At 69.0% G+C, this 22,346-nt stretch carries 17 protein-coding genes; 10 read left to right on the top strand and 7 right to left on the bottom strand.

The window, feature by feature from the left end; genetic code table 11:
- Window positions 1–8 precede the first annotated feature (8 nt).
- From C7416_RS09620 to C7416_RS09610, 3 genes are read left to right on the top strand one after another with little or no spacing between them, the layout of a single operon-like run.
- A complete protein-coding gene (locus tag C7416_RS09620; protein WP_111518535.1) occupies window positions 9–3,131 on the top strand; it encodes an MdtB/MuxB family multidrug efflux RND transporter permease subunit in 3,123 nt (1,040 codons plus the stop codon).
- A 2-nt stretch (window positions 3,132–3,133) separates the two neighbouring features.
- Window positions 3,134–6,433 carry an efflux RND transporter permease subunit gene (locus C7416_RS09615; protein WP_111518533.1) on the top strand — a complete coding sequence of 1,100 codons (3,300 nt, stop codon included), beginning with the start codon at window positions 3,134–3,136 and terminating at the stop codon, window positions 6,431–6,433.
- Window positions 6,434–6,450: 17 nt separating this feature from the next.
- Window positions 6,451–7,944, top strand: a complete 1,494-nt coding sequence (locus tag C7416_RS09610; protein ID WP_111518531.1) for an efflux transporter outer membrane subunit — start codon at window positions 6,451–6,453, stop codon at window positions 7,942–7,944.
- Here C7416_RS09610 and C7416_RS09605 read toward each other — a convergent pair.
- On the bottom strand, window positions 7,941–8,843 hold the full coding sequence (locus C7416_RS09605) for a LysR family transcriptional regulator (protein ID WP_111518529.1): 903 nt from the start codon (window positions 8,841–8,843) through the stop codon (window positions 7,941–7,943). The two genes, C7416_RS09610 and C7416_RS09605, sit on opposite strands and share 4 nt — an antisense overlap.
- 108 nt (window positions 8,844–8,951) lie before the next feature.
- On the opposite strand from C7416_RS09605, the gene C7416_RS09600 reads away from it, so the two are divergent.
- From C7416_RS09600 to C7416_RS09570, 7 genes are all read left to right on the top strand, one after another.
- Window positions 8,952–9,416, top strand: a complete 465-nt coding sequence (locus tag C7416_RS09600) for a PACE efflux transporter (protein WP_111518527.1) — start codon at window positions 8,952–8,954, stop codon at window positions 9,414–9,416.
- 153 nt (window positions 9,417–9,569) lie between these two features.
- Window positions 9,570–10,823 carry a flavin-dependent oxidoreductase gene (locus C7416_RS09595; RefSeq protein ID WP_111518525.1) on the top strand — a complete coding sequence of 418 codons (1,254 nt, stop codon included), beginning with the start codon at window positions 9,570–9,572 and terminating at the stop codon, window positions 10,821–10,823.
- 43 nt (window positions 10,824–10,866) lie between these two features.
- Window positions 10,867–12,018 (top strand): ABC transporter substrate-binding protein, encoded by a 1,152-nt coding sequence (locus C7416_RS09590; protein ID WP_111518517.1) that lies wholly within the window; start codon window positions 10,867–10,869, stop codon window positions 12,016–12,018.
- Window positions 12,015–12,602, top strand: coding sequence for a MarR family winged helix-turn-helix transcriptional regulator (locus C7416_RS09585; RefSeq protein ID WP_111518515.1), 588 nt, complete (start codon window positions 12,015–12,017; stop codon window positions 12,600–12,602). Before C7416_RS09590 ends, C7416_RS09585 begins: the two co-directional genes overlap by 4 nt.
- Window positions 12,603–12,653: 51 nt before the next feature.
- Window positions 12,654–14,267 carry a D-alanyl-D-alanine carboxypeptidase/D-alanyl-D-alanine endopeptidase gene (dacB, locus tag C7416_RS09580; RefSeq protein WP_111518513.1) on the top strand — a complete coding sequence of 538 codons (1,614 nt, stop codon included), beginning with the start codon at window positions 12,654–12,656 and terminating at the stop codon, window positions 14,265–14,267.
- 177 nt (window positions 14,268–14,444) lie between these two features.
- The gene (locus C7416_RS09575) at window positions 14,445–15,281 is read left to right on the top strand and encodes an AzlC family ABC transporter permease (RefSeq protein WP_111518511.1); all 837 of its coding nucleotides are present in this window, start codon (window positions 14,445–14,447) and stop codon (window positions 15,279–15,281) included.
- On the top strand, window positions 15,278–15,604 hold the full coding sequence (locus C7416_RS09570; RefSeq protein WP_111518509.1) for an AzlD domain-containing protein: 327 nt from the start codon (window positions 15,278–15,280) through the stop codon (window positions 15,602–15,604). Before C7416_RS09575 ends, C7416_RS09570 begins: the two co-directional genes overlap by 4 nt.
- A gap of 203 nt (window positions 15,605–15,807) precedes the next feature.
- Here C7416_RS09570 and C7416_RS09565 read toward each other — a convergent pair whose 3' ends face one another.
- The 6 genes from C7416_RS09565 to pyk all read right to left on the bottom strand — a co-directional run bounded on the left by C7416_RS09565 (window position 15,808) and on the right by pyk (window position 22,305).
- Entirely contained in the window at window positions 15,808–16,797 is a 990-nt protein-coding gene (locus tag C7416_RS09565; protein ID WP_111518507.1) for an L-threonylcarbamoyladenylate synthase, read from the bottom strand.
- A gap of 18 nt (window positions 16,798–16,815) precedes the next feature.
- Window positions 16,816–18,060 (bottom strand): 5-(carboxyamino)imidazole ribonucleotide synthase, encoded by a 1,245-nt coding sequence (locus tag C7416_RS09560; RefSeq protein ID WP_111518505.1) that lies wholly within the window; start codon window positions 18,058–18,060, stop codon window positions 16,816–16,818.
- Between the two features lie 41 nt (window positions 18,061–18,101).
- Window positions 18,102–18,599: a 5-(carboxyamino)imidazole ribonucleotide mutase gene (gene purE, locus C7416_RS09555; RefSeq protein ID WP_111518503.1), complete on the bottom strand. Its 498-nt coding sequence runs from the start codon at window positions 18,597–18,599 to the stop codon at window positions 18,102–18,104.
- A gap of 82 nt (window positions 18,600–18,681) precedes the next feature.
- Window positions 18,682–19,590, bottom strand: coding sequence for a phosphoribosylaminoimidazolesuccinocarboxamide synthase (locus tag C7416_RS09550; protein WP_111518501.1), 909 nt, complete (start codon window positions 19,588–19,590; stop codon window positions 18,682–18,684).
- Between the two features lie 163 nt (window positions 19,591–19,753).
- Window positions 19,754–20,818 carry a class II fructose-bisphosphate aldolase gene (gene fba / locus C7416_RS09545; protein WP_018008879.1) on the bottom strand — a complete coding sequence of 355 codons (1,065 nt, stop codon included), beginning with the start codon at window positions 20,816–20,818 and terminating at the stop codon, window positions 19,754–19,756.
- A 50-nt stretch (window positions 20,819–20,868) separates the two neighbouring features.
- The gene (gene pyk, locus C7416_RS09540; protein WP_111518499.1) at window positions 20,869–22,305 is read right to left on the bottom strand and encodes a pyruvate kinase; all 1,437 of its coding nucleotides are present in this window, start codon (window positions 22,303–22,305) and stop codon (window positions 20,869–20,871) included.
- Window positions 22,306–22,346 lie beyond the last annotated feature (41 nt).

Below are 22,346 nucleotides of genomic sequence, written 5' to 3'. Positions count from 1 at the left end.
GACGCCGCATGAACCCGTCCCGCCTCTTCATCGAGCGCCCGGTCGCCACGGCGCTGCTGATGCTGGCCATCCTGCTGTCCGGGCTGGTCGCCTACCGGCTGCTGCCGCTGTCGGCGCTGCCCGAGGTCGACTATCCCACCATCCAGGTCACCACGCTCTACCCCGGCGCCAGCCCCGACGTGATGACCTCGTCGGTGACCGCGCCGCTGGAACGCCAGTTCGGCCAGATGCCGGGGCTGAAGCAGATGTCGTCGTCCTCGTCAGGGGGGGCGTCGGTGATCACGCTGCAGTTCGAGCTGACGCTGCCGCTGGACGTGGCCGAGCAGGAGGTGCAGGCCGCCATCAACGCCGGTAGCAACCTGCTGCCGTCGGACCTGCCGATGCCGCCGGTCTACAGCAAGGTCAACCCGGCCGACGCGCCGATCATGACCATCGCCATGACCTCCGACACCATGCCGCTGCCCAAGCTGCAGGACATGGTCGACACGCGCGTGGCGCAGAAGATTTCGCAGATCCAGGGCGTGGGCCTGGTCACCATCAGCGGCGGCCAGCGCCCGGCGGTGCGGATCCAGGCCAACCCGGCCGCGCTGGCGTCGCTGGGCATGTCTATCGACGACCTGCGCACCGCCATCGGCGCGTCCAACGTCAATGGCGCCAAAGGCAGCTTCGACGGCCCGCAGCGCGCCTCCACCATCGACGCCAACGACCAGCTGCGCTCGGCTGACGAATACCGCCAGATCATCCTGGGCTACAAGAACGGCGCGCCGATCCGCATCACCGACGTGGCCGAGATCGTCGACGGCCCCGAGAACAGCCGGCTGGCCGCATGGGCCAACGACAAGCCCGCGATCGTGCTGAACATCCAGCGCCAGCCCGGCGCCAACGTGATCGAGGTGGTCGACCGCATCAAGGCGCTGCTGCCGCAGCTGCAGAACGCGCTGCCGGCATCGGTGCATGTGCAGCTGCTGACCGACCGCACCACCACCATCCGCGCCTCGGTCGAGGACGTGCAGTTCGAGCTGCTGCTGGCGATCGCGCTGGTGGTGCTGGTGATCTTCCTGTTCCTGCGCAATATCCCGGCCACCATCATCCCCGGCGTGGCGGTGCCGCTGTCGCTGGTCGGCACCTTCGGCGTGATGTACCTGGCCGGCTTCTCGATCAACAACCTGACGCTGATGGCGCTGACCATCGCCACCGGCTTCGTCGTCGATGACGCGATCGTGATGATCGAGAACATCATGCGCTACATCGAGAAGGGCGACTCGCCGATGCAGGCAGCGCTCAAGGGTTCCAGGCAAATTGGCTTCACCATCATCTCGCTGACCTTCTCGCTGGTGGCGGTGCTGATCCCGCTGCTGTTCATGGGCGACGTGGTCGGGCGCCTGTTCCGCGAGTTCGCGATCACGCTGGCGGTGTCGATCCTGATCTCGGCGGTGGTGTCGCTGACGCTCACGCCGATGATGTGCGCGCGGCTGCTGCACCATGTGCCGGAAGACCAGCTGTCGCGCTTCCACCGCGCCACCGGCCGCTTCTTCGACAACGTGATCGAGCGCTACGGCCGCGGACTGGAGTGGGTACTCGACCGCCAGAAGGCCACGCTGGTGGTGGCCGTGGCCACGCTGGCGCTGACCGTGCTGCTGTACCTGCTGGTGCCCAAGGGCTTCTTCCCGGTGCAGGACACCGGCGTGATCCAGGGCATCACCGAGGCCGCGCAGACCACCTCGTTCAGCGCCATGGCGCGCAAGCAGGAAGCGGTGGCCAAGGTGGTGATGCAGGACCCGGCGGTGGCCAGCCTGTCGTCGTTCATCGGCGTGGATGGCAGCAACACCACACTCAACGCCGGGCGCATGCTGATCAACCTCAAGCCCAAGGACGAGCGCGATCCGATCGACGTGGTCACGCAGCGGCTGCAGCAGGCGGTGCACGACCTCGGCGGCGTGTCGCTGTTCACGCAGCCGGTGCAGGACCTGACCATCGAGGACAAGGTCTCGCGCACGCAGTACCAGTTCACGGTGGAAGATCCCGATCCCGCAACGCTGGCCGCGTGGGTGCCGAAGCTGGTCGAGCGCCTGCGCCAGGAGCCGGAACTGCGCGACGTCACCAGCGACCAGCAGAACAACGGCCTGCGCGCCTATGTCGATATCGACCGCGACGCCGCGGCGCGCTTCGGCATCACCACCGCGGTGATCGACAGCGCGCTGTACAGCGCCTTCGGCCAGCGGCTGGTGTCGACCATCTTTACGCAGTCGAGCCAGTACCGCGTGGTGCTCGAGACCATGCCGGAATTCCGCACCAGCCCGCAATCGCTGGCCGACCTGCGGCTGCCGTCCTCGTCCGGCGGGCAGGTGCCGCTGGGCGCGTTCGCGCGCATCACCGAGCGCACCGGGCCGCTGGTGATCAACCACCAGGGGCAGTTCCCGGCGGCGACGATCTCGTTCAACCTGGCGCATGGCGAGTCGCTCGGCGCCGCGGTCGACAAGATCACCAGGGTGGAACAGGAGCTGGGGCTGCCGATCTCGATGCAGACCAGCTTCCAGGGCGCGGCGCTGGCGTTCCGCGCGTCGCTGTCGAACACGCTGTGGCTGATCCTGGCCGCGGTGGTGACGATGTATATCGTGCTGGGGGTGCTGTATGAAAGCACCATCCACCCGGTCACGATCCTGTCGACGCTGCCCTCGGCCGGCGTCGGCGCGCTGCTGGCGCTGCTGGTGGCGGGGATGGACCTGGGCATCATCGCCATCATCGGCATCATCCTGCTGATCGGCATCGTCAAGAAGAACGCGATCATGATGATCGACTTCGCGCTCGAGGCCGAGCGCGAACAAGGCATGCGCCCGCGCGACGCGATCTTCCAGGCCTGCCTGCTGCGTTTCCGCCCGATCCTGATGACCACCATGGCGGCGCTGCTGGCGGCACTGCCGCTGATGCTGGGCTCGGGCATCGGCAGCGAGCTGCGCCGGCCGCTGGGCGTTACCATGGTCGGCGGCCTGCTGGTGAGCCAGGTGCTGACGCTGTTCACCACGCCGGTGATTTACCTGGCCTTCGACCGCGTGGCGACGCGCGTGAAGGGCTGGCGCAAGCGCCGCTTCGGTGATCCGGAGGAAGGCGGCACGGGCGAGGAGCCGGTCTGAGCATGAATCTCTCGGCCGCCTTCATCCATCGCCCTGTCGCGACCGCGCTGCTGACGCTGGGCATCCTGCTGGCCGGGCTGGCGGCACTGCGGCTGCTGCCGGTGTCGCCGCTGCCGCAGGTGGACTTCCCCACCATCTCGGTGTCGGCGTCGCTGCCCGGCGCCAGCCCGGAAACCATGGCCGCCACCGTGGCGACGCCGCTGGAGCGCGCGCTCGGCACCATCGCCGGCGTGACCGAGATCACCTCGAGCAGCTCGCTGGGCTCGACCCGGGTAACGTTGCAGTTCGACCTGTCGCGCAATATCGACGGCGCCGCGCGCGACGTGCAGGCCGCCATCAACGCCTCGCGCGCGACGCTGCCGACCAGCCTGCCCAACAACCCGACCTACCGCAAGGTCAACCCGGCCGACGCGCCGATCATGATCATCGCGCTGACCTCGCCGACCATGACGCGCGGGCAGCTCTACGATGCGGCCTCGACCATCCTGGCGCAGAAGCTGTCGCAGGTCGAGGGCGTGGGCCAGGTCACCATCGGCGGCGCGTCGCTGCCGGCGGTGCGGGTCGAACTGAACCCGACCGCGCTGAACAACTACGGCATCTCGCTCGAGGACGTGCGCAATACCATCAGCGCGACCAATGCCAACCGGCCGCTGGGCACGCTGGAGAACGCCAGCAACAACTGGCAGGTCTGCGCCAACGACCAGGCGATGAAGGCGGAAGACTACATGCCGCTGATCATCCGCTACGCCACGCCGGGCACGTACTCGTCGGCGTCGGCAGGCGCGCTGATCGCCAGCACCGCCAACGCCACCGCCAGCGGCGGCGTCAGCACCAAGGTGGTCAATGGCGTCACCGTGACCACGCTGACCACCAGCAGCGGCACCACCACCATCACCAGCGGCGCCACCGGCGGCACCAGCGCCACCAGCGGCCCCAATTCGTTCGCGGTGCCGGTGCGGCTGCGCGACGTTGCCAACGTGGTCGATTCGGTGCAGGACATCCGCAACGCCGGCTCGGCCAACGGCAAGCCGTCGGTGCTGCTGGTGCTGAACCGCTCGCCCGGCGCCAACATCATCGAGACCGTCGACCGCGTCAACGAGATGCTGCCGCAGCTGCAGAAGATGATCCCCGCGGCGATCTCGATGGACGTGATGATGGACCGCACCCCCACCATCCGCGCCTCGCTGCGCGAGGTCGAGCACACGCTGATGATCTCGGTGGCGCTGGTGATCATGGTGGTGTTCGTGTTCCTGCGCAACGTGCGCGCCACGCTGATTCCCAGCGTGGCGGTGCCGGTGTCGCTGATCGGCACGTTCTCGGTGATGTACCTGGCCGGGTTCTCGCTGAACAACCTGTCGCTGATGGCGCTGACCATCGCCACCGGCTTCGTCGTCGACGATGCCATCGTGGTGCTGGAGAACATCTCGCGCCATATCGAGGAAGGCATGAAGCCGCTGGCGGCGGCGCTGCGCGGCGCGCGCGAGGTCGGCTTCACGGTGCTGTCGATGAGCCTGTCGCTGATCGCGGTGTTCATTCCGCTGCTGATGATGGGCGGCATCGTCGGCCGGCTGTTCCAGGAATTCGCGATCACGCTGTCGGTGGCGATCCTGGTGTCGCTGGTGGTCTCGCTGACCACCACGCCGATGATGTGCGCGCGCATGCTGCGGCCGGTGGAACCGGAAAAGCAGGGACGCTTCTTCCGCGCCACCGAGCGCATGTTCCAGTGGCTGCATGACGGCTATGCGCGTTCGCTGTCGACCGCGCTGCGGCTGAGCCCGCTGGTATGGCTGGTGCTGCTCGCCACCATCGCGCTCAACGTGTACCTGTATGTGATCGTGCCCAAGGGCTTTTTCCCGCAGCAGGACACCGGGCGGCTGATCGGCTTTATCCGCGCCGACCAGGCCACCTCGTTCCAGGCCATGCGCGGCAAGCTCGACAACTTCATCAGGATCGTGCAGTCCGATCCGGCGGTGGTCAACGTGACCGGCTTTACCGGCGGCTCGCAGCGCAATACCGGGCAGATGTTCGTCACGCTCAAGCCGCTGTCGGAGCGCAAGGAATCGGCCGACGCCATCATCGCCCGGCTGCGCGGCAAGCTGGCCAGGGAGCCCGGCGCCAGCCTGTTCCTGCAATCGGTGCAGGACATCCGCGTGGGCGGGCGCCAGAGCAGCTCGCAGTACCAGTTCACGCTGCAGTCCGACGACCTGGAGGTGCTGCGCGCGTGGGAGCCCAAGGTGCGCGCGGCGTTGTCCAACCTGAAGGGGCTGGAGGATATCGACACCGACACCAACGACAAGGGCCTGCAGACCTCGGTGATCATCGACCGCGACGCGGCCTCGCGCCTGGGCGTGACCGCGCAACAGGTGGATGCGGTGCTGAACGATGCCTTCGGGCAGCGGCTGGTATCGACCATCTACCATCCGCTGAACCAGTACCGCGTGGTGATGGAGCTGAGCCAGGAATACCTGCAGGGGCCCGATGCGCTCAAGGATATCTACGTGGTCACCGGCAACGGCAACCGCGTGCCGCTGGCCGCGTTCGCGCGCGTGACGCCCAGCAGCACGCCGCTGGGCGTGAACCACCAGGGCCAGTTCGCGGCGTCGACGATCTCGTTCAACCTGGCCGAAGGGACTTCGCTGTCGCAGGCGACCGACGCCATCAACCGCGAGATGGCGCGCATCGGCGCGCCCGAGACCCTGCGCGCCAACTTCCAGGGCGGCGCCAAGGCGTTCCAGGACTCGCTCAAGAGCCAGCCCATCCTGATCCTGGCGGCGCTGGTCACGATCTATATCGTGCTGGGCGTGCTCTACGAGAGCTACGTGCACCCGCTGACGATCCTGTCGACGCTGCCGTCGGCCGGCGTGGGCGCGCTGCTGGCGCTGCTGGCCTCGAAGACCGACTTCAGCATCATCGCGCTGATCGGCGTGATCCTGTTGATCGGCATCGTCAAGAAGAACGCGATCATGATGATCGACTTCGCCATCGACGCCGAGCGGCGCGAGGGGCTGTCGCCGCGCGACGCCATCTACCGCGCCTGCCTGCTGCGCTTCCGCCCGATCCTGATGACCACCATGGCCGCGCTGCTGGGCGCGGTGCCGCTGGCGCTGGGCCGCGGCGACGGCGCCGAGCTGCGCGCGCCGCTGGGCATTTCCATTGTCGGCGGACTGGTGGTGAGCCAGCTGCTGACGCTGTACACCACGCCGGTGGTCTACCTGACGCTGGACCGCTGGCGCCTCAAGGTGAAGGCCTGGCGCCAGCGCCGCCGCGGTGCCGGCACGCCGGACCAGCCGGCCGCCGTCTAGATTTGCGAAGACTCGACATGAATGCTTTTGCCCGTTTCCTGTCCCGCGCCCTGCCGGTACCACTGGCATGCGCGCTGCTGCTGGCCGGCTGCGCCGTCGGCCCCGACTACCAGCGTCCCGACGCGCCGGTGTCCGAGGCCTTCAAGGAAGCCGACGCCGCCACCCCGGCCTGGACCGGCGACTGGAAGCCCGCCGAGCCGCAGGATGCGCTGGCGCGCCCCGACTGGTGGACCGTGTTCGGCGATGCGCAGCTCGATGCGCTGATGGCCGAGGTGCAGATCTCGAACCAGAACATCAAGGCCGCCGAGGCCCAGTACCGCCAGGCGGTGGCGTCGCTGCAGGCGGCCCGCGCCGGCTTCTTCCCGCTGGTCGATGCGCAGGCCGGCGCCTCGCGCGCGCGCAATGCCACCGGTAACACGCTCAACGGCCAGAGCGCCACGCTCGGCGCGACCTGGGAGCTCGACGTCTGGGGCCGGGTGCGGCGCCAGGTCGAAAGCAGCGAGGCCAGCGCGCAGGCGAGCGAGGCCGACCTGGCCTCGACCCTGCTGTCGACGCAGGCCACGCTGGCGCAGAGCTACTTCCTGCTGCGCGTGGCCGATGCGCAGAAGGCGCTGCTGGACCGCACCGTGGCGGACTACCAGAAGTCGTTGCAGCTGGTGCAGAACCAGTACGCGGCGGGCACCGCGCAGCGCTCCGACGTGCTGCAGTCCGAGACCCAGCTCAAGAGCGCGCAGGCGCAGCAGATCGACATCCAGATCACGCGCGCGCAGCTGGAGCATGCCATCGCCGTGCTGGTGGGCAAGCCGCCCGCGGCGCTGTCATTGGCCGCCGGCGAGTTCCGCGCCGCGCCGCCGCGCGTGCCGGCCGCGGTGCCGTCGCAACTGCTGGAGCGCCGCCCCGACATCGGCGCGGCCGAGCGGCGCATGGCGTCGGCCAATGCGCAGATCGGCGTGGCGCAGGCAGCCTACTACCCGACCCTGTCGCTGTCGGCCAGCGGCGGGCTGACCGCCAGCACGCTGGCGCGCTGGATGTCGCTGCCGGACCGGATCTGGTCGATCGGCGGCGGCCTGGCCGGCACCCTGTTCGACGGCGGCGCGCGCCGCGCCGCCAAGGCGCAGGCCGTGGCGGCCTACGACCAGACCGTGGCCAACTACCGCCAGACCGTGCTGGGCGCGTTCCAGGAAGTCGAGGACAACCTCGCCGCGCAGCGGCTGCTGGAACAGGAGGCGGTGGTGCAGAACGACGCGCTGCGCTCGGCGCGCGAGGCGCTGGCGCTGGTGAACAACCGCTACCGCGCCGGCACCGCCGGCCTGCTCGACGTGCTGACGGCGCAGACCAGCGCCTACACCGCCGAGCGCACCGCGCTGTCGATCACCGGCCGCCAGTACACCGCGGCGGTGGTGCTGATCAAGGCGCTGGGGGGCGGCTGGCACGCGCAGCCTGCAAGCGGTAGCGGTAGTGACAGCGGCAGCGGGCCAGCCGCCGCGCCCGCCACCGTCGGGCAGCGCTAGGCGCCGCGCTGCGGCGCGCTCGGCAGCGGCTGCGCGCAGATGCGCTCGCGCAGCCAGGTGGCGGCCTTTCCCAGTGGACGCTGCTTGTGCCAGACCAGTTCCATCGCCACCGGCCAGTCCTGCTGCTGGAACGCCAGCGGCGGCGACACCAGCTGCGCCGCCGCCGGCGAATTGGCGACCACGTGCCATGGCACGAAGGCCCAGCCCAGTCCGCGCTTGACCAGCTCGACGATCACCCACTGGCTTTCCACCCACCACACGTCGGCGGCCACGCGCAGGCGCATCTTTTCCTCGCTGTCGGTGCGGGTCGCGACCATCAGCTGGCGGTAGCGCTTGAGCTCTTCCCAGTCCACCCGCTGCGACGCCAGCGGATGGTCGGGCGCGCACAGGATCTGCATCGGCATCCAGCCGAGCGCATGGAAGCCCAGCTCAGGCGGCAGCACCTCCTGGCGCCACATGATGCCGAGGTCGGCGCCGCCCTCCAGCACCAGCCGGCTGACATCCTCCATCAGCGGGAACAGCAGTTCCAGCTCGACCGCCGGGAAGCGCCCGGAAAACTCCACCAGCAGCGCGCCCAGCGTCTCTTCCGGATAGAGCTCGTCGACCGCCAGCACGAGCCGCGTCTCGACGCCCTCGCCCAGGCTCTTGGCCACGCCGCGGAAATGCTCGCAGCGCTCCAGGATCACGCGCGCCTCGGCCAGCAGGCGCTCGCCGGCCGGGGTCAGCACCGGGTAGCGGCCGCTGCGGTCGAACAGCGCGCTGCCGGCGTCGATCTCGAGGTTGGACACGGCCGCGCTGACCACCGACTGGGCCTTGCCGAGCCGGCGCGCGGCGGCCGAGAACGAGCCCGTGTCGGCCGCCGCGACAAAGGCCTGCAATTGCTCCAGCGAGAGACTCATGCGTATCTTCGCCCCCTCATGTATCTGTTAAAGCGATGGTATCCAACTTGGCAATCCCTGCCCAGCAGATAGACTAGGCCCCATCGTCTTTGCCCGCAAGGAGAAACCATGCGCAAAACCTGGGACCGAATCCGCCATGCCGTTGGCTTCGAGGTGGTCGGCCTGCTGATCTTCGCCCCGCTGGCGAGCTGGGCCTTCGGCTACGAACTGCACCAGATGGGGCTGATCGGCGCGGTCGCCTCGCTGATCGCCACTGGCTGGAACTACCTGTACAACGTGCTGTTCGACAAGGGCATGCTGCGTTTCACCGGCCAGCTGCGCAAGTCGGTGCCGGTGCGCATGCTGCACGCGCTGCTGTTCGAACTGGGCCTGCTGGTGGTGTTCCTGCCGTCGCTGGCGTGGTACCTCGATATCAGCCTGGTCGACGCGCTCATCATGGATATCGCCGTGGCCGGCTTCTACATGGTCTACGCGCTGGTCTACAACTGGCTCTACGACATCGTGTTCCCGGTGCCGTCGCTCAAGGCGCAGTCCGCGGCCCCGGCCAATCCGGAAAACGCCGCGCTCAGCTGAGCGCGGGTTTTTCCCGACCCCGGATGCCAGTTGCCGGGGTCTTTCCCGTCTTGCCGCCACCGGCCGAATCGTTATACTCCATAACAAATTCGATCAGCCGGCGGCGGAGCCCTGCGCGTGGCCTCCGGCGCCACCTGAACGCGGGGAGACACCATGAAGATCGCAATCGCCGGGGGCGGCATCGGCGGCCTGACGCTGGCGCTGCTGTGCCACCGCCACGGCATCGAGGCCGAGGTCTGGGAGGCCAGCGAAACACTGCGCCCGCTGGGCGTGGGCATCAACCTGCTGCCGCACGCGGTGCGCGTGCTGTCCGAGCTGGGCCTGCGCGATGCGCTCGCCGCGCTCGCGGTCGAGACCTCGTCGCTGTCGTACTACAACAAGCTGGGCCAGCGCATCTGGCATGAGCCGCGCGGGCTGGCCGCCGGCTATGACTGGCCGCAGTTTTCGATCCACCGCGGCGAATTCCAGATGCTGCTGCACCGCACCGTGGTCGAGCGCCTTGGGGCCGGCGCGGTCCATACCGGCCACAGCTTCGAGTCGGTGCTCGATACCGGCGCGCGCGGCCAGGCGCGCTTCGTGCTGCGCCGCCGCGCCGACAACGCCGCGTTCGAGTCCGGCGCCGACGTGCTGGTCGGCGCCGACGGCATCCATTCGGCGGTGCGCCGCCATTTCTATCCCGGCGGCGACCTGCCGCGCTTCTCGCGCCGGCTGCTGTGGCGCGCGGTCACCGAGGCGCCGCCCTACCTGGACGGCCGCTCGATGTTCATGGCCGGGCACCAGGACCAGAAGTTCGTCGCCTACCCCATCTCGGAACCGCTGCGCCGCCAGGGCCGCTCGCTGGTCAACTGGATTGCGGAACTGCGCGTGCCGGACAGCGTGTCCGACACGCCGCCGCGCAGCGACTGGAACAAGCAGGTCGACAAGTCCGTGTTCCGCGCGCAGTTTGCCGGCTGGCAGTGGGACTGGATCGACATTCCCGCGCTGATCGACGGCGCCGACGCCATCTACGAATTCCCGATGGTCGACAAGGACCCGCTGCCGCGCTGGACCTTCGACCGCGTCACGCTGCTGGGCGACGCCGCGCACCCGATGTACCCGATCGGCTCGAACGGCAGCGCCCAGGCCATCCTCGACGCGCGCTACCTGGTCGACAGTTTGCTCGGCACCCGCGACACCGGCTACGCGCTGCGCGAATACGAGGCCGAGCGCCTGCCGCGCACCGCCGGCATCGTGCTGCGCAACCGCATGAACGGGCCCGAGCAGGTGATGCAGCTGGCCGAGGAGCGCGCGCCGCAGGGGTTCAGCGATATCGACCAGGTGATCCCGCGCGCGGAGCTGGAAGCGATTTCGCTGCGGTACAAGCAGCTGGCGGGTTTCGACCGGCAGTCGATGCAGGGCAAGGCGTAAGCTAGAAAACACATAAGATCATTCAGCTTCGAGGAGAACCACCATGGCGTCCCACACCCCTGCCAGGCGCACCCGCCTCGCACTCGGCATCGCCCTAGCCTTCACCGCGACCACCGCCCTCGCCGACATCACCGTCGGCGTCAGCCTGTCGACCACCGGCCCGTCCGCTTCGCTCGGCATCCCGCAGAAAAACTCGCTGGCCTACCTGCCGCAGCGGATCGGCGGCGAGCCGGTGCGCTACATCGTGCTGGACGATGCCTCCGATCCGACCCAGGGCGCCAAGACGGCACGCCGCTTCGTCGCCGAGGACAAGGTCGACATCATCCTGGGCTCGTCCGCGGTGGCGCCGTCGATCGCGATTGCCGAGGTCGCCGACGAAGCCCAGACCGTGCAGCTGGCGTTCTCGCCGATCGAACTGAAGCCCGGGCGCGGCGCATGGACCTTCCGGCTGGCGCAGCCGGTGCGGCTGATGGCCAATGCGGTGGCGGCCACCGCCAAAAACCAGGGCGTCAAGACTATCGGCTTTATCGGCTTTGCCGATGCCTACGGCGAGACCTGGCTGAAGGATTTCACCGCCGCCGCCACCGCCAACGGCATCCGCCTGATCGCCACCGAGCGCTACGGCCGCGCCGACACCAGCGTGACCGCGCAGGCGCTCAAGCTGATCGCCGCCAAGCCCGATGCCATCCTGATCGCCGGCGCCGGCACCGGCGCCGCGCTGCCGCACACCACGCTGCGCGAGCGCGGCTACGGCGGCACCCTCTACCAGACCCACGGCGCGGCCACCAAGGACCTGATCCGCATCGGCGGACGCCTGGTCAACGGCGCGATCCTGCCCGCCGGCCCGGTGATCGTGCCGGAGCAGCTGCCCGCCGGCGATCCGGTGCGCAAGCCCGGGCTGGACTACGTCACCCGCTATGAAAAGCAGTACGGGGCCGAGACCCGCACGCAGTTCGGCGCCCATGCCTACGATGCCGGGCTGGTGCTGGAGCGCATTGTGCCGGTGGCGCTGAAGCAGGCGCGCCCCGGCACGCCGGCCTTCCGCCAGGCGTTGCGCCACGCGCTGGAAACCGAGCGCGACATCGTGGTCTCGCACGGGGTGCTGAATTTCAGTGCGCAAGACCACTATGGCTTTGACCAGCGTGGTCGGGTTATGGTGACAATTGAGAACGGCAACTGGAAACTGCTCAAATGATTCCCGACGCATCCGGCACCCCGCCCGCCACCCCCGCGCGGCGGGCCCGCACCGCCGCAGTGACCGCGCGGCGCAGGACGCGCGACCCGCTGGCGCCCGACCCGGCCGCCGGCGACGGCGCCGATGGCGGCTTCGACCCGCATGTGCCGAACATCGACTACGGCGTGCTCGACAACCTGGTCGGCTACGCCATCCGCCGCGCGCAGATCCGCATCTACGAAGACTTCGTGCAATCGCTGGCGCAGTGGCAGATCACCCCGCCGCGCTTCTCGGCGCTGGTGATCATCTCGCGCAACCCGCACCTGAAGCTGACCGAGCTGGCGCAGATCCTGGGCATCGCGCGCTCGGGCGCGGTGCTGCTGGTGGATGCGCTCGAGGCCATGAAGCTGGTGGCGCGCCGCCCGGCCGCGGGCGACCGGCGCGCCTACAGCCTGGTGCTGACCCCGGCCGGCCGCCGCACGCTGGAAGCCGCGACGCAGGCGGTGCAGGCGCACGACGCGCACGTCAGCTCGGCGCTCAGCGATGCCGAACAGGCCACGCTGAAAGCGCTGCTGGCACGGCTGGGCCCGCCGCGCGCCGGCTGAACCGCCGCGCCGTCGCAACTGTCATCCGTTTGCGGGCGGCCATGCGTTAACATGGCCGCCATGCCAAGAACCCTCGCCGCGCCCACCGCAGCGCGACCCGGCGCGCTGCTGCGCCGCCTGTCGCCGCTGCTCTCGCCCCTCCTTGCCGCCGTGCTGCTGGCCGGCGGTCCGGCACTGACACCGGCCTACGCCAAGCCGCCGGCCAAGGCGGCCAAGGCAACCAAGGCGAGCAAGCCCGCCAAAGCGCCGAAGGCCAGCACCAAGGCCGTAGCCGATCCGGCGCTGGTCAGCGCCGGCGTGCCCGCCCCGGTGGCCGCGGCCCTGCGCCGCGCCGGCGTGCCGGCCGCGGCGGCGAGCTTCTACGTGGTGCGGCTGGGCGACAGCAGCGCGCGCGCCAGCTGGAACGCGCAGCAGCCGATGAACCCGGCGTCGACCATGAAGCTGGTCACTACCTTCGCCGGCCTGCAGCTGCTCGGCCCAGACTACCGCTGGCAGACCTCGCTCTACGCCGACGCGCAGCCCGGCTTCGACGGCACCGTCAACGGCAACGTCTACCTGCGCGGCCACGGCGATCCCAAGCTGGTGCCCGAGGAAATGGCCAAGCTGGTGGCGCGGGCGCGCGCCGCTGGCGCCAATACCATCAACGGCGACCTGGTGCTGGACCGCAGCTACTTCGCCGATGGCCTGGACGGCAACGGCACCATCGACGGCGAGGTGCAGCGCGCCTACAACGTCGGCCCCGATGCGCTGCTGTACGCCTTCAAGACCCTGTCATTCACGCTGACACCGGACCCGGCCTCGCAGACCGTGGCGGTCAGCGTCACGCCGGAGCTGGCGCAGCTGAAGTTGGACAACCGCCTCACGCTGACCAACGGCCGCTGCGGCGACTGGCAGAGCAGCGCCAGCCCGACCGTGCTGCCGCAGGCCGACGGCACCGTGCTGGCCTCGTTCTCGGGCGACTATTCCAGCGACTGCGGCGAGCACGTGCTCAATATCGCCACGCTGTCGCATGCGGAATTCACCTGGGGCGGCTTTGTCGCCGAGTGGCAGCGCGCCGGCGGGCGCTTTGCCCGTCTGCCCGCGCTGCGCAGCGGCAAGGTGCCGCGCGGCGCGGTACTGCTGGCGCGCCATTACGGCCTGCCGCTGGCCGACATCGTGCGCGACATCAACAAGTTCTCGAACAACGTGATGGCGCGGCAGCTGTTCCTGACCCTCGGCGCCGAGATGGACCGCGGCGGGCCCGCCAGCACCGGGCGCTCGATCCGCGTGGTGCAGCGCTGGCTGGCGCGGCAGGGGCTGGACATGCCGGGGCTGGTGCTGGACAACGGCTCGGGCCTGTCGCGCGCGGAACGCATCAGCGCCTATGACATGGCGCGGCTGCTGCAGCAGGCCGCGGCCAGCCCGGTCGGGCCGGTGCTGATCGACTCGCTGCCGGTGCTGGGCGTCGACGGCACGCTGCGCAATCGCCTGACCCGCGCCAGCGCGGCCGGCAGCGGCTACCTGAAGACCGGCACGCTGGCCGATGTGCGCGCGCTGGCCGGCTATGTCGATGCGGCCGAGGGCGGCCGCTACGTGGTGGTGAGCATGATCAACCATGCCAACGCCGCGCAGGCGCAGGAGGCGCACGACGCGCTGCTGCAGTGGGTGTACCGCGGAGCGCATTGACGCCGCGGCGGCGCGGCGCCGTGGCCTGCCGCCAACGCCGCGACGGCATTTTGTTAAGCGCTCGCTTACCAGCCCGCCATCCCACCCTATAATGCCAGGGTGCCGGCCGCGTCCTGCGGCGGCAGCCTTCCGGGCCGGCCTTCGGCCCCGGGCCGCATCGCCCCCGCTTCCTCTGACATGACTTCCCGACAACCCCCGGTGTGGTTGCGCCTCTGGCATCGCTTCGCACCGGCCGAACGCGCCGGCTTTATCGACGGCGCGCGCCGCTTTGCCCCGTCCCTGCCCGCGGTATTTTCCTGGGGCCTGGTCACCGGCGTGGCCATGAGCAAATCCGTGCTGACCGTGCCCGAGGCCATCGGCATGTCGCTGCTGGTCTACGCCGGCTCGGCGCAGCTGGCGGTGCTGCCGCTGTTCGCCGCGGGGCTGCCGCTATGGACCATCTGGCTGACCGCGGCCATGGTCAACCTGCGCTTCGTCATCTTCAGCGCCGGCATGCAGCCGCATTTCAGCTACCTGACGCTGGCGCGGCGCACGGTGCTGGGCTTCTTCAACGGCGACCTGCACTTCGTCTACTTCCTGCAGAAGTACAGCACGCCAGGCTATGAGCCGGGCAAGGAAGGCTACTTCTGGGGCATGGCGCTGACCAATTTCTGCATGTGGCAGGTGTCGTCGATCATCGGCATCGTGCTGGCCAGCCTGTTCCCCGACAGCTGGGGCCTGGGGCTGGCCGGCACCATGGCGCTGATCCCGGTGATGATCGCCACCATCAACTCGCGCTCGACGCTGATGGCGGTGGTGATCTCCGCGGTGCTGGCGCTGCTGTGCTTCGACCTGCCGTACCGGCTCGGGCTGGTGGTGGCCGTGGTGGGTGCGATCGCCGCCGGCATGGCCAGCGACGAACTGGCCGCGCGCGCCGCGCTGCGCGGCATCCAGCGGCGCAAGCAGGCACCGCTGCCCAAGCCCGCTTCCAAGCCAGCACCCGGGCCGGCGGACGTACCGGGAGACCGCGCATGAGCCATACCGAAGTCTGGATCGCGCTCGTCGGCATGGCGGTCGTCACCGTGATCACGCGCGCGCTGTTTCTGATGGCGGGCGAGCACATCACCGTGCCGGACCGCATCCAGCGCGCGCTGCGCTATGCGCCGGCAGCGGCACTGGCCGCCATCATCCTGCCGGACCTGATGACCTGGCAGGGGCATTTCACCGTGGCGTTTTCTAACTACAAGCTGATGGCGGGCGTGGCCGCGACGGTGTTCTACCTGGTGACCAGGAAGATGGTGGGGATGATTGCGGTGGGGATGGCGGTGTATACGGCGTTGCGGTTGCTGGGGGGGTAATGTTGGCGTAGGCGTGCTTGGCACACGCCGGCCCTCTCCCCCGACCCCTCTCCCGCAGGCGGGAGCAAGACGCTGGTATGCGAGAGCGTTGGAGCTTGCCGACATCCCTCGCAATCGCTTCCCTTGCCCGCTTGCGGGAGAGGGGTGGGGGAGAGGGCCGAAGCTTCAACGAAGTAATCCCCCAAAGCAAACCACCGTCCCGCCTACCCCCCGAACGCCGCCGCCGCCCGCTCCAGCCGGTCCCTTACCCCGGCCCAGTCCTGCCCTTCGGGCAATACCTCGAACACCAGCTGCGTATACCCCTGCCGATCAAGCTTGCGCAGCAGCCGGTACAGCTCCTGCGCATACGCTGCGGCATCGGCAGGCGCCTGTACCCAGGTGCAGCGCTGGTCCGCCAGCGGCGCGCGCCCGACCCATGCCAAGCGGGCATCCGCCGGCAGCGCTTGCAGGCGCGCGGCGGCGGCCTGCGCATCGGCCAGCAGCAGCGGCGTGTGCGGCGCGTAGTGGGCCTTGAGCGTGCCCGACGCGCGCGGCGCGGCGGCGTCCGGCGGCAGCGGGGCTTCGCCCAGCACCTGCGCCAGCATCCCGACCGTGACCGCGCCCGGGCGCAACAGCACCGGGCCGATGCCCTGGTCCAGCCGCGACAGGTCGACGATGGTCGATTCGATGCCGACCTCGACGCCATCGCCCTCCAGCACATAGACCGCGTCGCCGAATTCCTCGCGCACATGCTGCGCGGTGGTCGGGCTGACCTGGCCGAACTTGTTGGCGGACGGCGCGGCAATGCCGCCGCGGCCGCGCTTGAAGCGCGACAGCAGCGCCTGTGCCACCGGATGCGACGGGCAGCGCAGGCCGATGCTGTCCTGCCCGCCGGCAACGGCGGCGTCGATATGCGCGGCGCGCTTCAGGATCAGCGTCAGCGGGCCGGGCCAGAAGGCGTCGATCAGCTGCTGCGCGGCCGCGGGGACGTCGTCGGTCCAGTAGCCGATGTCGGCACCGTCGACCACGTGGACGATCACCGGATGGTTCGACGGCCTGCCCTTGAGCGCAAAAATGCGCCCGACCGCCGCGGGGTTCTCGGCGTCGGCGCCGAGGCCGTAGACGGTCTCGGTCGGGAAAGCTACCAGTTGCCCGGCCTCGAGCAGGCGGACGGCCTCATCCAGTTCGGCAGCCGTTGGCGTGCGCGGCGACATGGTGTTCCTTGCGTCCACTCAGAGCGGGATATGCAGCGCCTGCGCGGCCGCGGTGAAGGCCGCGTCGGCCGCCTCGGCATGCTCGCCGATGCAGTTGACGTGCCCCATCTTGCGCGACGGGCGCGCATCGCTCTTGCCGTACAGGTGCAGCTTGGCGCCGGGTTGCGCCACCACTTCGTCCCAGGCCGGGGTGCGTTCCAGGCCGAACTCGAACCACACGTCGCCCAGCAGGTTCAGCATCTTGCCGGCCGAATGCTGGCGCGTGCTGCCCAGCGGCAGCCGCGCCATGGCGCGCACCTGCTGCTCAAACTGGCTTGTCTCGCACGCGTCCATGGTGATGTGGCCCGAGTTGTGCGGGCGCGGCGCCATTTCGTTGGCGACCAGCGAGCCATCGGTGAGCACGAAGAACTCGATGCACAGCACACCGACATAACCCATTTCCGTGGCGATGGCGGCGGCGGCGGCGCGGGCGCGCTCGGCGATCTCGGGCGAGACGCTGGTCGACGGCATCTCGGTCGAGAACAGGATGCCGTCGCGGTGCACGTTCTCGGCCAGCGGCCAGGTCGCGGTGGCGCCGTCCGCGCCGCGCGCGGCCAGCACCGACACCTCGTACGCCAGCGGCAGCATCTGCTCCAGCACGCACGGTACGTGCTGCATCGCCTTCCACGCGGCGCGCACGTCGTCGCGCGTCTTCACGCGCGCCTGGCCCTTGCCGTCATAGCCCATGCGCGCGGTCTTGAGGATGCCGGGCAGCACGTGGTCGGGCAGCTGGTCGACGTCGGCGTCGTGCTGGATCACCCAGTGCGGCGCGGTCGGCACGCCGGTGCGCTCGGCACACGCGGCGAAGAACTTCTTCTCGCCGATGCGGTTCTGCGCGATCGACACGCAGTAGCCGCGCGGCGCGACGAACGCGCCCAGCTGCTCGAGCCGGTCCAGCGACAGCGACGGCACGTTCTCGAACTCGGTGCTGACCGCCTGGCACAGCTTGCCCATCTCGGCCAGCGCGGCCTCGTCGGTGTACTGGGCGCAGATATGCTTGTCGGCGACCACGCCGGCCGGGCTGTCCTGGTCCGGGTCGAGCACGCACACGCGATAGCCCATCGCCTGCGCCGCATGCGTGAACATGCGGCCGAGCTGGCCGCCGCCCAGCATGCCCAGCCACGCGCCGGGCAGGATGGGCGCGTCGGGACGGTCGACGCCGAATTCGGCGCGCGATTCCGGCGTGTGGGCTTCGGAGAGGTGGGGATGGATATCGGTAGGCATTGCTCGGTTCCGTGTGGGTCCGGAGGGTTACAGCGGCAGCATTACAGCGGCAAGGTCATCGCGCGCGCGGCTTCGGTCTGCTTCGCGCGGAAGGCTTCCAGCGCGGCAGCAAGCGCGTCGTCGGCAGTGGCCAGCGTGGCGATCGCGTGCAGCGCGGCGTTGGCCGCGCCCGCTTCGCCGATGGCGAAAGTGGCCACCGGCACGCCCTTGGGCATCTGCACGATCGACAGCAGCGAGTCCTCGCCGCGCAGGTACTTCGACGGCACCGGCACGCCGAACACCGGCACGATGGTCTTGGCGGCGATCATGCCGGGCAGGTGCGCGGCCCCGCCGGCACCGGCGATGATGGCACGCAGGCCGCGGCTGCGGGCGCTCTCGGCATAGCTGAACATGTCGTCGGCCATGCGGTGCGCGGACACCACCTGGGCTTCGAACGGCACGCCGAAATCCTTCAGCATCGCCACGGCGTGCTGCATCACGTCCCAGTCGGAACTGCTGCCCATGACGACGCCGACCAATGGCTTTTCTTGCTTGCTCACGTTTGATCCTTGCTTGTTTGCTCCCCTCCCCGGCTGGCGGGAGCGGGGAGCACCGTCGGCTTGCGCGAAGCCGAAGGGAAACTTACTTCAACTCTTCACCCGTCAGGCGCGTCAGCGCCTCGCGGTACTTCGCCGCGGTCTTCTCGATCACGTCGTCCGGCAGCTGCGGCGCCGGCGCAGTCTTGGGCCAGGGCTTGCCGTCGATGCGCACGGCTTCGAGCCAGTCGCGCACGAACTGCTTGTCGAACGACGGCGGGTTGGTGCCCACCTGGTACGAATCGGCCGGCCAGAAGCGCGACGAGTCGGCGGTCAGCACTTCGTCCATCAGCGTCAGCACGCCGTTGTCGTCCAGACCGAACTCGAACTTGGTATCGGCGATGATGATGCCGCGCGTGGCGGCGAACTCGGCCGCTTCCTTGTACAGGCGGATCGAGATCTCGCGCATCTGGCGCGCCAGCGCGATGCCGATGCGGGCCTCGACCTCGGCGAACGAGATGTTCTCGTCGTGCTCGCCCATCTCGGCCTTGGCCGCCGGCGTGAAGATCGGCTCGGGCAGCTTCTGCGCATTCTGCAGGCCCGGCGGCAGCTCGATGCCGCACACCTTGCCGGTGGCCTGGTAGTCCTTCCAGCCGCTGCCGGCAAGATAGCCGCGCACCACGGCCTCGACCAGGATCGGCTTCAGGCGCTTGACCACCACCGCGCGGCCCCTGACCTGCTCCACTTCATCCGCGGCCACCACGGTCTCGGGCGCGATGCCGGTCTCGTGGTTCGGCACGATGTGGGCGAGCTTGCGGAACCAGAAGTTCGCCATCTGGTTCAGCACGCGGCCCTTGTCGGGGATCGGCTCGCCCATGATGACGTCGAACGCCGACAGGCGGTCGGTGGTGACGATCAGCAGCTTGTCGTTGCCGACGGCGTAGTTGTCGCGCACCTTGCCGTGGCCCAGCAGCGGCAGCGAGTTGATGGAGGACTGGTAGAGAGCGTTGGTCATGATGGTTCCGATCGAACGGAGGTAAAGCACAGCGTCTGCAAAAAACACTGACGCTTAAAAATGCGTCGTCCCCGCGGAGGCGGGGACCCAGTGACTTTTGCCTTTGGTCAGCGCCGCGTTAAAGACGCTGGGTTCCCGCCTGCGCGGGAACGACGATTAAGACTTACTGCACGACCTGCGCCAGCTTGCCCGACTTGTACTGCTGCGCGATCTCGCTCAGCGCCACCGGCTTGATCTTGCCGGCCTGGCCTTCGCAGCCGAACGCGAGGTAGCGCGCCTTGCACACCTGCTTGGCGGCTTCGCGGGCCGGCTTCAGGTATTCGCGCGGGTCGAACTTGCTCGGGTTCTCGACGAAGAAGCGGCGGATCGCGCCGGTCATGGCCAGGCGGATATCGGTGTCGATATTGATCTTGCGCACGCCGTACTTGATCGCTTCCTGGATTTCCTCGACCGGCACGCCGTAGGTTTCCTTCATGTCGCCGCCGAACTTGCGGATCTCTTCCAGCAGTTCCTGCGGTACCGACGACGAGCCGTGCATCACCAGGTGGGTGTTGGGGATGCGCGCGTGGATTTCCTTGATGCGGTTGATCGCCAGGATGTCGCCGGTGGGCTTGCGGGTGAACTTGTAGGCGCCGTGCGAGGTGCCGATGGCGATCGCCAGCGCGTCGAGCTGGGTGGCCTTGACGAAGTCGGCGGCCTGCTCGGGATCGGTCAGCAGCATCGAGTGGTCCAGCTTGCCTTCGGCGCCGATGCCGTCTTCCTCGCCGGCTTCACCGGTTTCGAGCGAGCCCAGGCAGCCCAGCTCGCCCTCGACGGTCACGCCGATGGCGTGCGACAGCTGCACCACCTTGCGGGTCACGTCGACGTTGTATTCGTAGTCGGCCGGGGTCTTGCCGTCTTCGCGCAGCGAGCCGTCCATCATCACCGACGAGAAGCCCAGATCGATCGCGGCCTGGCAGATCGCCGGCGACTGGCCGTGGTCCTGGTGCATCACCACCGGGATGTGCGGATAGGCTTCGACCGCGGCTTCGATCAGGTGGCGCAGGAAGTGCTCGCCGGCGTATTTGCGGGCGCCGGCCGAGGCTTGCATGATCACCGGAGCGTTGACCTCGTCGGCCGCCTGCATGATGGCCTGCACTTGCTCGAGGTTGTTCACGTTGAAGGCCGGCAGGCCGTAGCTGTTCTCGGCTGCGTGGTCCAGCAGCTGGCGCATCGAAACGAGTGGCATGTCTAACTCCTAAATGAAAATGGGATGTCTCGGTATTCTTCTGTCGGCGCTCAATGCCCCACCCTGACGATCTTCAGGGTGTTGGTACCGCCCGGCTGCCCCATCGGCTCGCCGATGGTCAGCACGATGAAATCGCCCCGCTGCACCACGCCCTGCGCCAGCAGCAGTTCCTCGGCCTGCTCCAGCGCGGTATCGCGGTCGGTGCTCGACTGCAGCGGCAGCGGCACCACGTTGCGGTACAGCTGCATCTTGCGCTGCGACGCCAGGTTGGGCGTCATCGCGTAAATCGGTACATGGATGCGGTGCCGGCTCATCCACAGCGCGGTCGCGCCGGAATCGGTCAGCGCCGCGATCGCCTTCACCTGCAAATGATAGGCGGTGAACAGCGCCCCCATCGCCACCGACTGGTCGATGCGCGAAAAGGTCTGGTTCAGGAAATCGGTGTCGAGCTGCACCACCTCGGACTTCTCGGCCTCGATGCAGACCGCGGCCATGGCCTCGACGGTCTCGACCGGATAGCGGCCGGCGGCGGTCTCGGCCGACAGCATCACGGCGTCGGTGCCGTCCAGCACGGCGTTGGCCACGTCCGAGACCTCGGCGCGGGTCGGCACCGGGTTGACGATCATGCTTTCCATCATCTGCGTCGCGGTGATGGTCAGCTTGTTGGCCTCACGCGCCAGCCTGATCATGCGCTTCTGCAGCGCCGGCACGGCGGCATTGCCGACTTCCACGGCGAGGTCGCCGCGCGCCACCATGATGCCGTCGGAGGCCTGCAGGATTTCTTCCAGCACGCCCGGATGGATGGCCTCGGCGCGCTCGATCTTGGCGATCATGCGGGCCCGGTGGCCGTGCGGCTGGCCGGCCACGGCGGCCAGCTGGCGCGCCATTTCCATGTCGGTGGCGTTCTTGGGAAAGCTCACCGCGAGGTAGTCCGCGCCCAGGGCCATGGCGGTCTTGATGTCGTCCATGTCCTTGGCGGTCAGCGCCGGCGCCGACAGTCCGCCGCCCTGGCGGTTGATGCCCTTGTTGTTGGACAGCTCGCCGCCCACGCGCACCGTGGTGAAGATCTCGTTGCCCAGCACGCGGTCGACCACCAGCACGATCAGGCCGTCGTTGAGCAGCAGCAGGTCGCCCGGGCCGACGTCGCGCGGCAGGTCCTGGTAGTCCAGGCCGGCGCGCTCTTCGTTGCCGAGCTTGCAGTTGGAATCGAGGATAAAGGGCGCGCCCGCCTTGAGCAGGACCTTGCCGTGCTCGAACTTGCCCACGCGGATCTTGGGGCCCTGCAGGTCGGCCATGATGGCGACCTCGCGCCCGCACGCCTGCGCCGCCTCGCGCACCAGCCGGGCACGGTCGAGATGGTCCTGGGCGGTGCCGTGCGAAAAGTTCAGCCGCACCACGTCGACCCCCGCCGCGATCATGCGCGTCAGGATTTCCAGCGAGCTGGAGGCGGGGCCGATGGTGGCGACGATCTTGGTGGAACGGGTCATGCGGGGTTTCCTGGTTTCAGCGCTCGATGGCCCGACGGCCG

This window comes from Cupriavidus phytorum, from assembly GCF_003254285.1.
GTDB lineage: Bacteria > Pseudomonadota > Gammaproteobacteria > Burkholderiales > Burkholderiaceae > Cupriavidus > Cupriavidus phytorum.
The sequence above is the reverse complement of the archived record's forward strand: the minus strand, read 5'-3'. Positions and strand labels throughout refer to the sequence as shown.

Excerpts from the sequence above, each read along its gene's own strand:
- C7416_RS09620 (WP_111518535.1), top strand. The coding sequence starts at position 9 with ATGAACCCGTCCCGCCTCTTCATCGAGCGCCCGGTCGCCACGGCGCTG.
- C7416_RS09560 (WP_111518505.1), bottom strand. The coding sequence starts at position 18,060 with ATGCCTACCGATATCCATCCCCACCTCTCCGAAGCCCACACGCCGGAA.
- C7416_RS09550 (WP_111518501.1), bottom strand. The coding sequence starts at position 19,590 with ATGACCAACGCTCTCTACCAGTCCTCCATCAACTCGCTGCCGCTGCTG.
- C7416_RS09615 (WP_111518533.1), top strand. The coding sequence starts at position 3,134 with ATGAATCTCTCGGCCGCCTTCATCCATCGCCCTGTCGCGACCGCGCTG.
- C7416_RS09575 (WP_111518511.1), top strand. The coding sequence starts at position 14,445 with ATGACTTCCCGACAACCCCCGGTGTGGTTGCGCCTCTGGCATCGCTTC.
- C7416_RS09570 (WP_111518509.1), top strand. The coding sequence starts at position 15,278 with ATGAGCCATACCGAAGTCTGGATCGCGCTCGTCGGCATGGCGGTCGTC.
- fba (WP_018008879.1), bottom strand. The coding sequence starts at position 20,818 with ATGCCACTCGTTTCGATGCGCCAGCTGCTGGACCACGCAGCCGAGAAC.
- pyk (WP_111518499.1), bottom strand. The coding sequence starts at position 22,305 with ATGACCCGTTCCACCAAGATCGTCGCCACCATCGGCCCCGCCTCCAGC.
- C7416_RS09610 (WP_111518531.1), top strand. The coding sequence starts at position 6,451 with ATGAATGCTTTTGCCCGTTTCCTGTCCCGCGCCCTGCCGGTACCACTG.
- C7416_RS09565 (WP_111518507.1), bottom strand. The coding sequence starts at position 16,797 with ATGTCGCCGCGCACGCCAACGGCTGCCGAACTGGATGAGGCCGTCCGC.
- C7416_RS09590 (WP_111518517.1), top strand. The coding sequence starts at position 10,867 with ATGGCGTCCCACACCCCTGCCAGGCGCACCCGCCTCGCACTCGGCATC.
- C7416_RS09595 (WP_111518525.1), top strand. The coding sequence starts at position 9,570 with ATGAAGATCGCAATCGCCGGGGGCGGCATCGGCGGCCTGACGCTGGCG.
- C7416_RS09605 (WP_111518529.1), bottom strand. The coding sequence starts at position 8,843 with ATGAGTCTCTCGCTGGAGCAATTGCAGGCCTTTGTCGCGGCGGCCGAC.
- C7416_RS09585 (WP_111518515.1), top strand. The coding sequence starts at position 12,015 with ATGATTCCCGACGCATCCGGCACCCCGCCCGCCACCCCCGCGCGGCGG.
- C7416_RS09600 (WP_111518527.1), top strand. The coding sequence starts at position 8,952 with ATGCGCAAAACCTGGGACCGAATCCGCCATGCCGTTGGCTTCGAGGTG.
- dacB (WP_111518513.1), top strand. The coding sequence starts at position 12,654 with ATGGCCGCCATGCCAAGAACCCTCGCCGCGCCCACCGCAGCGCGACCC.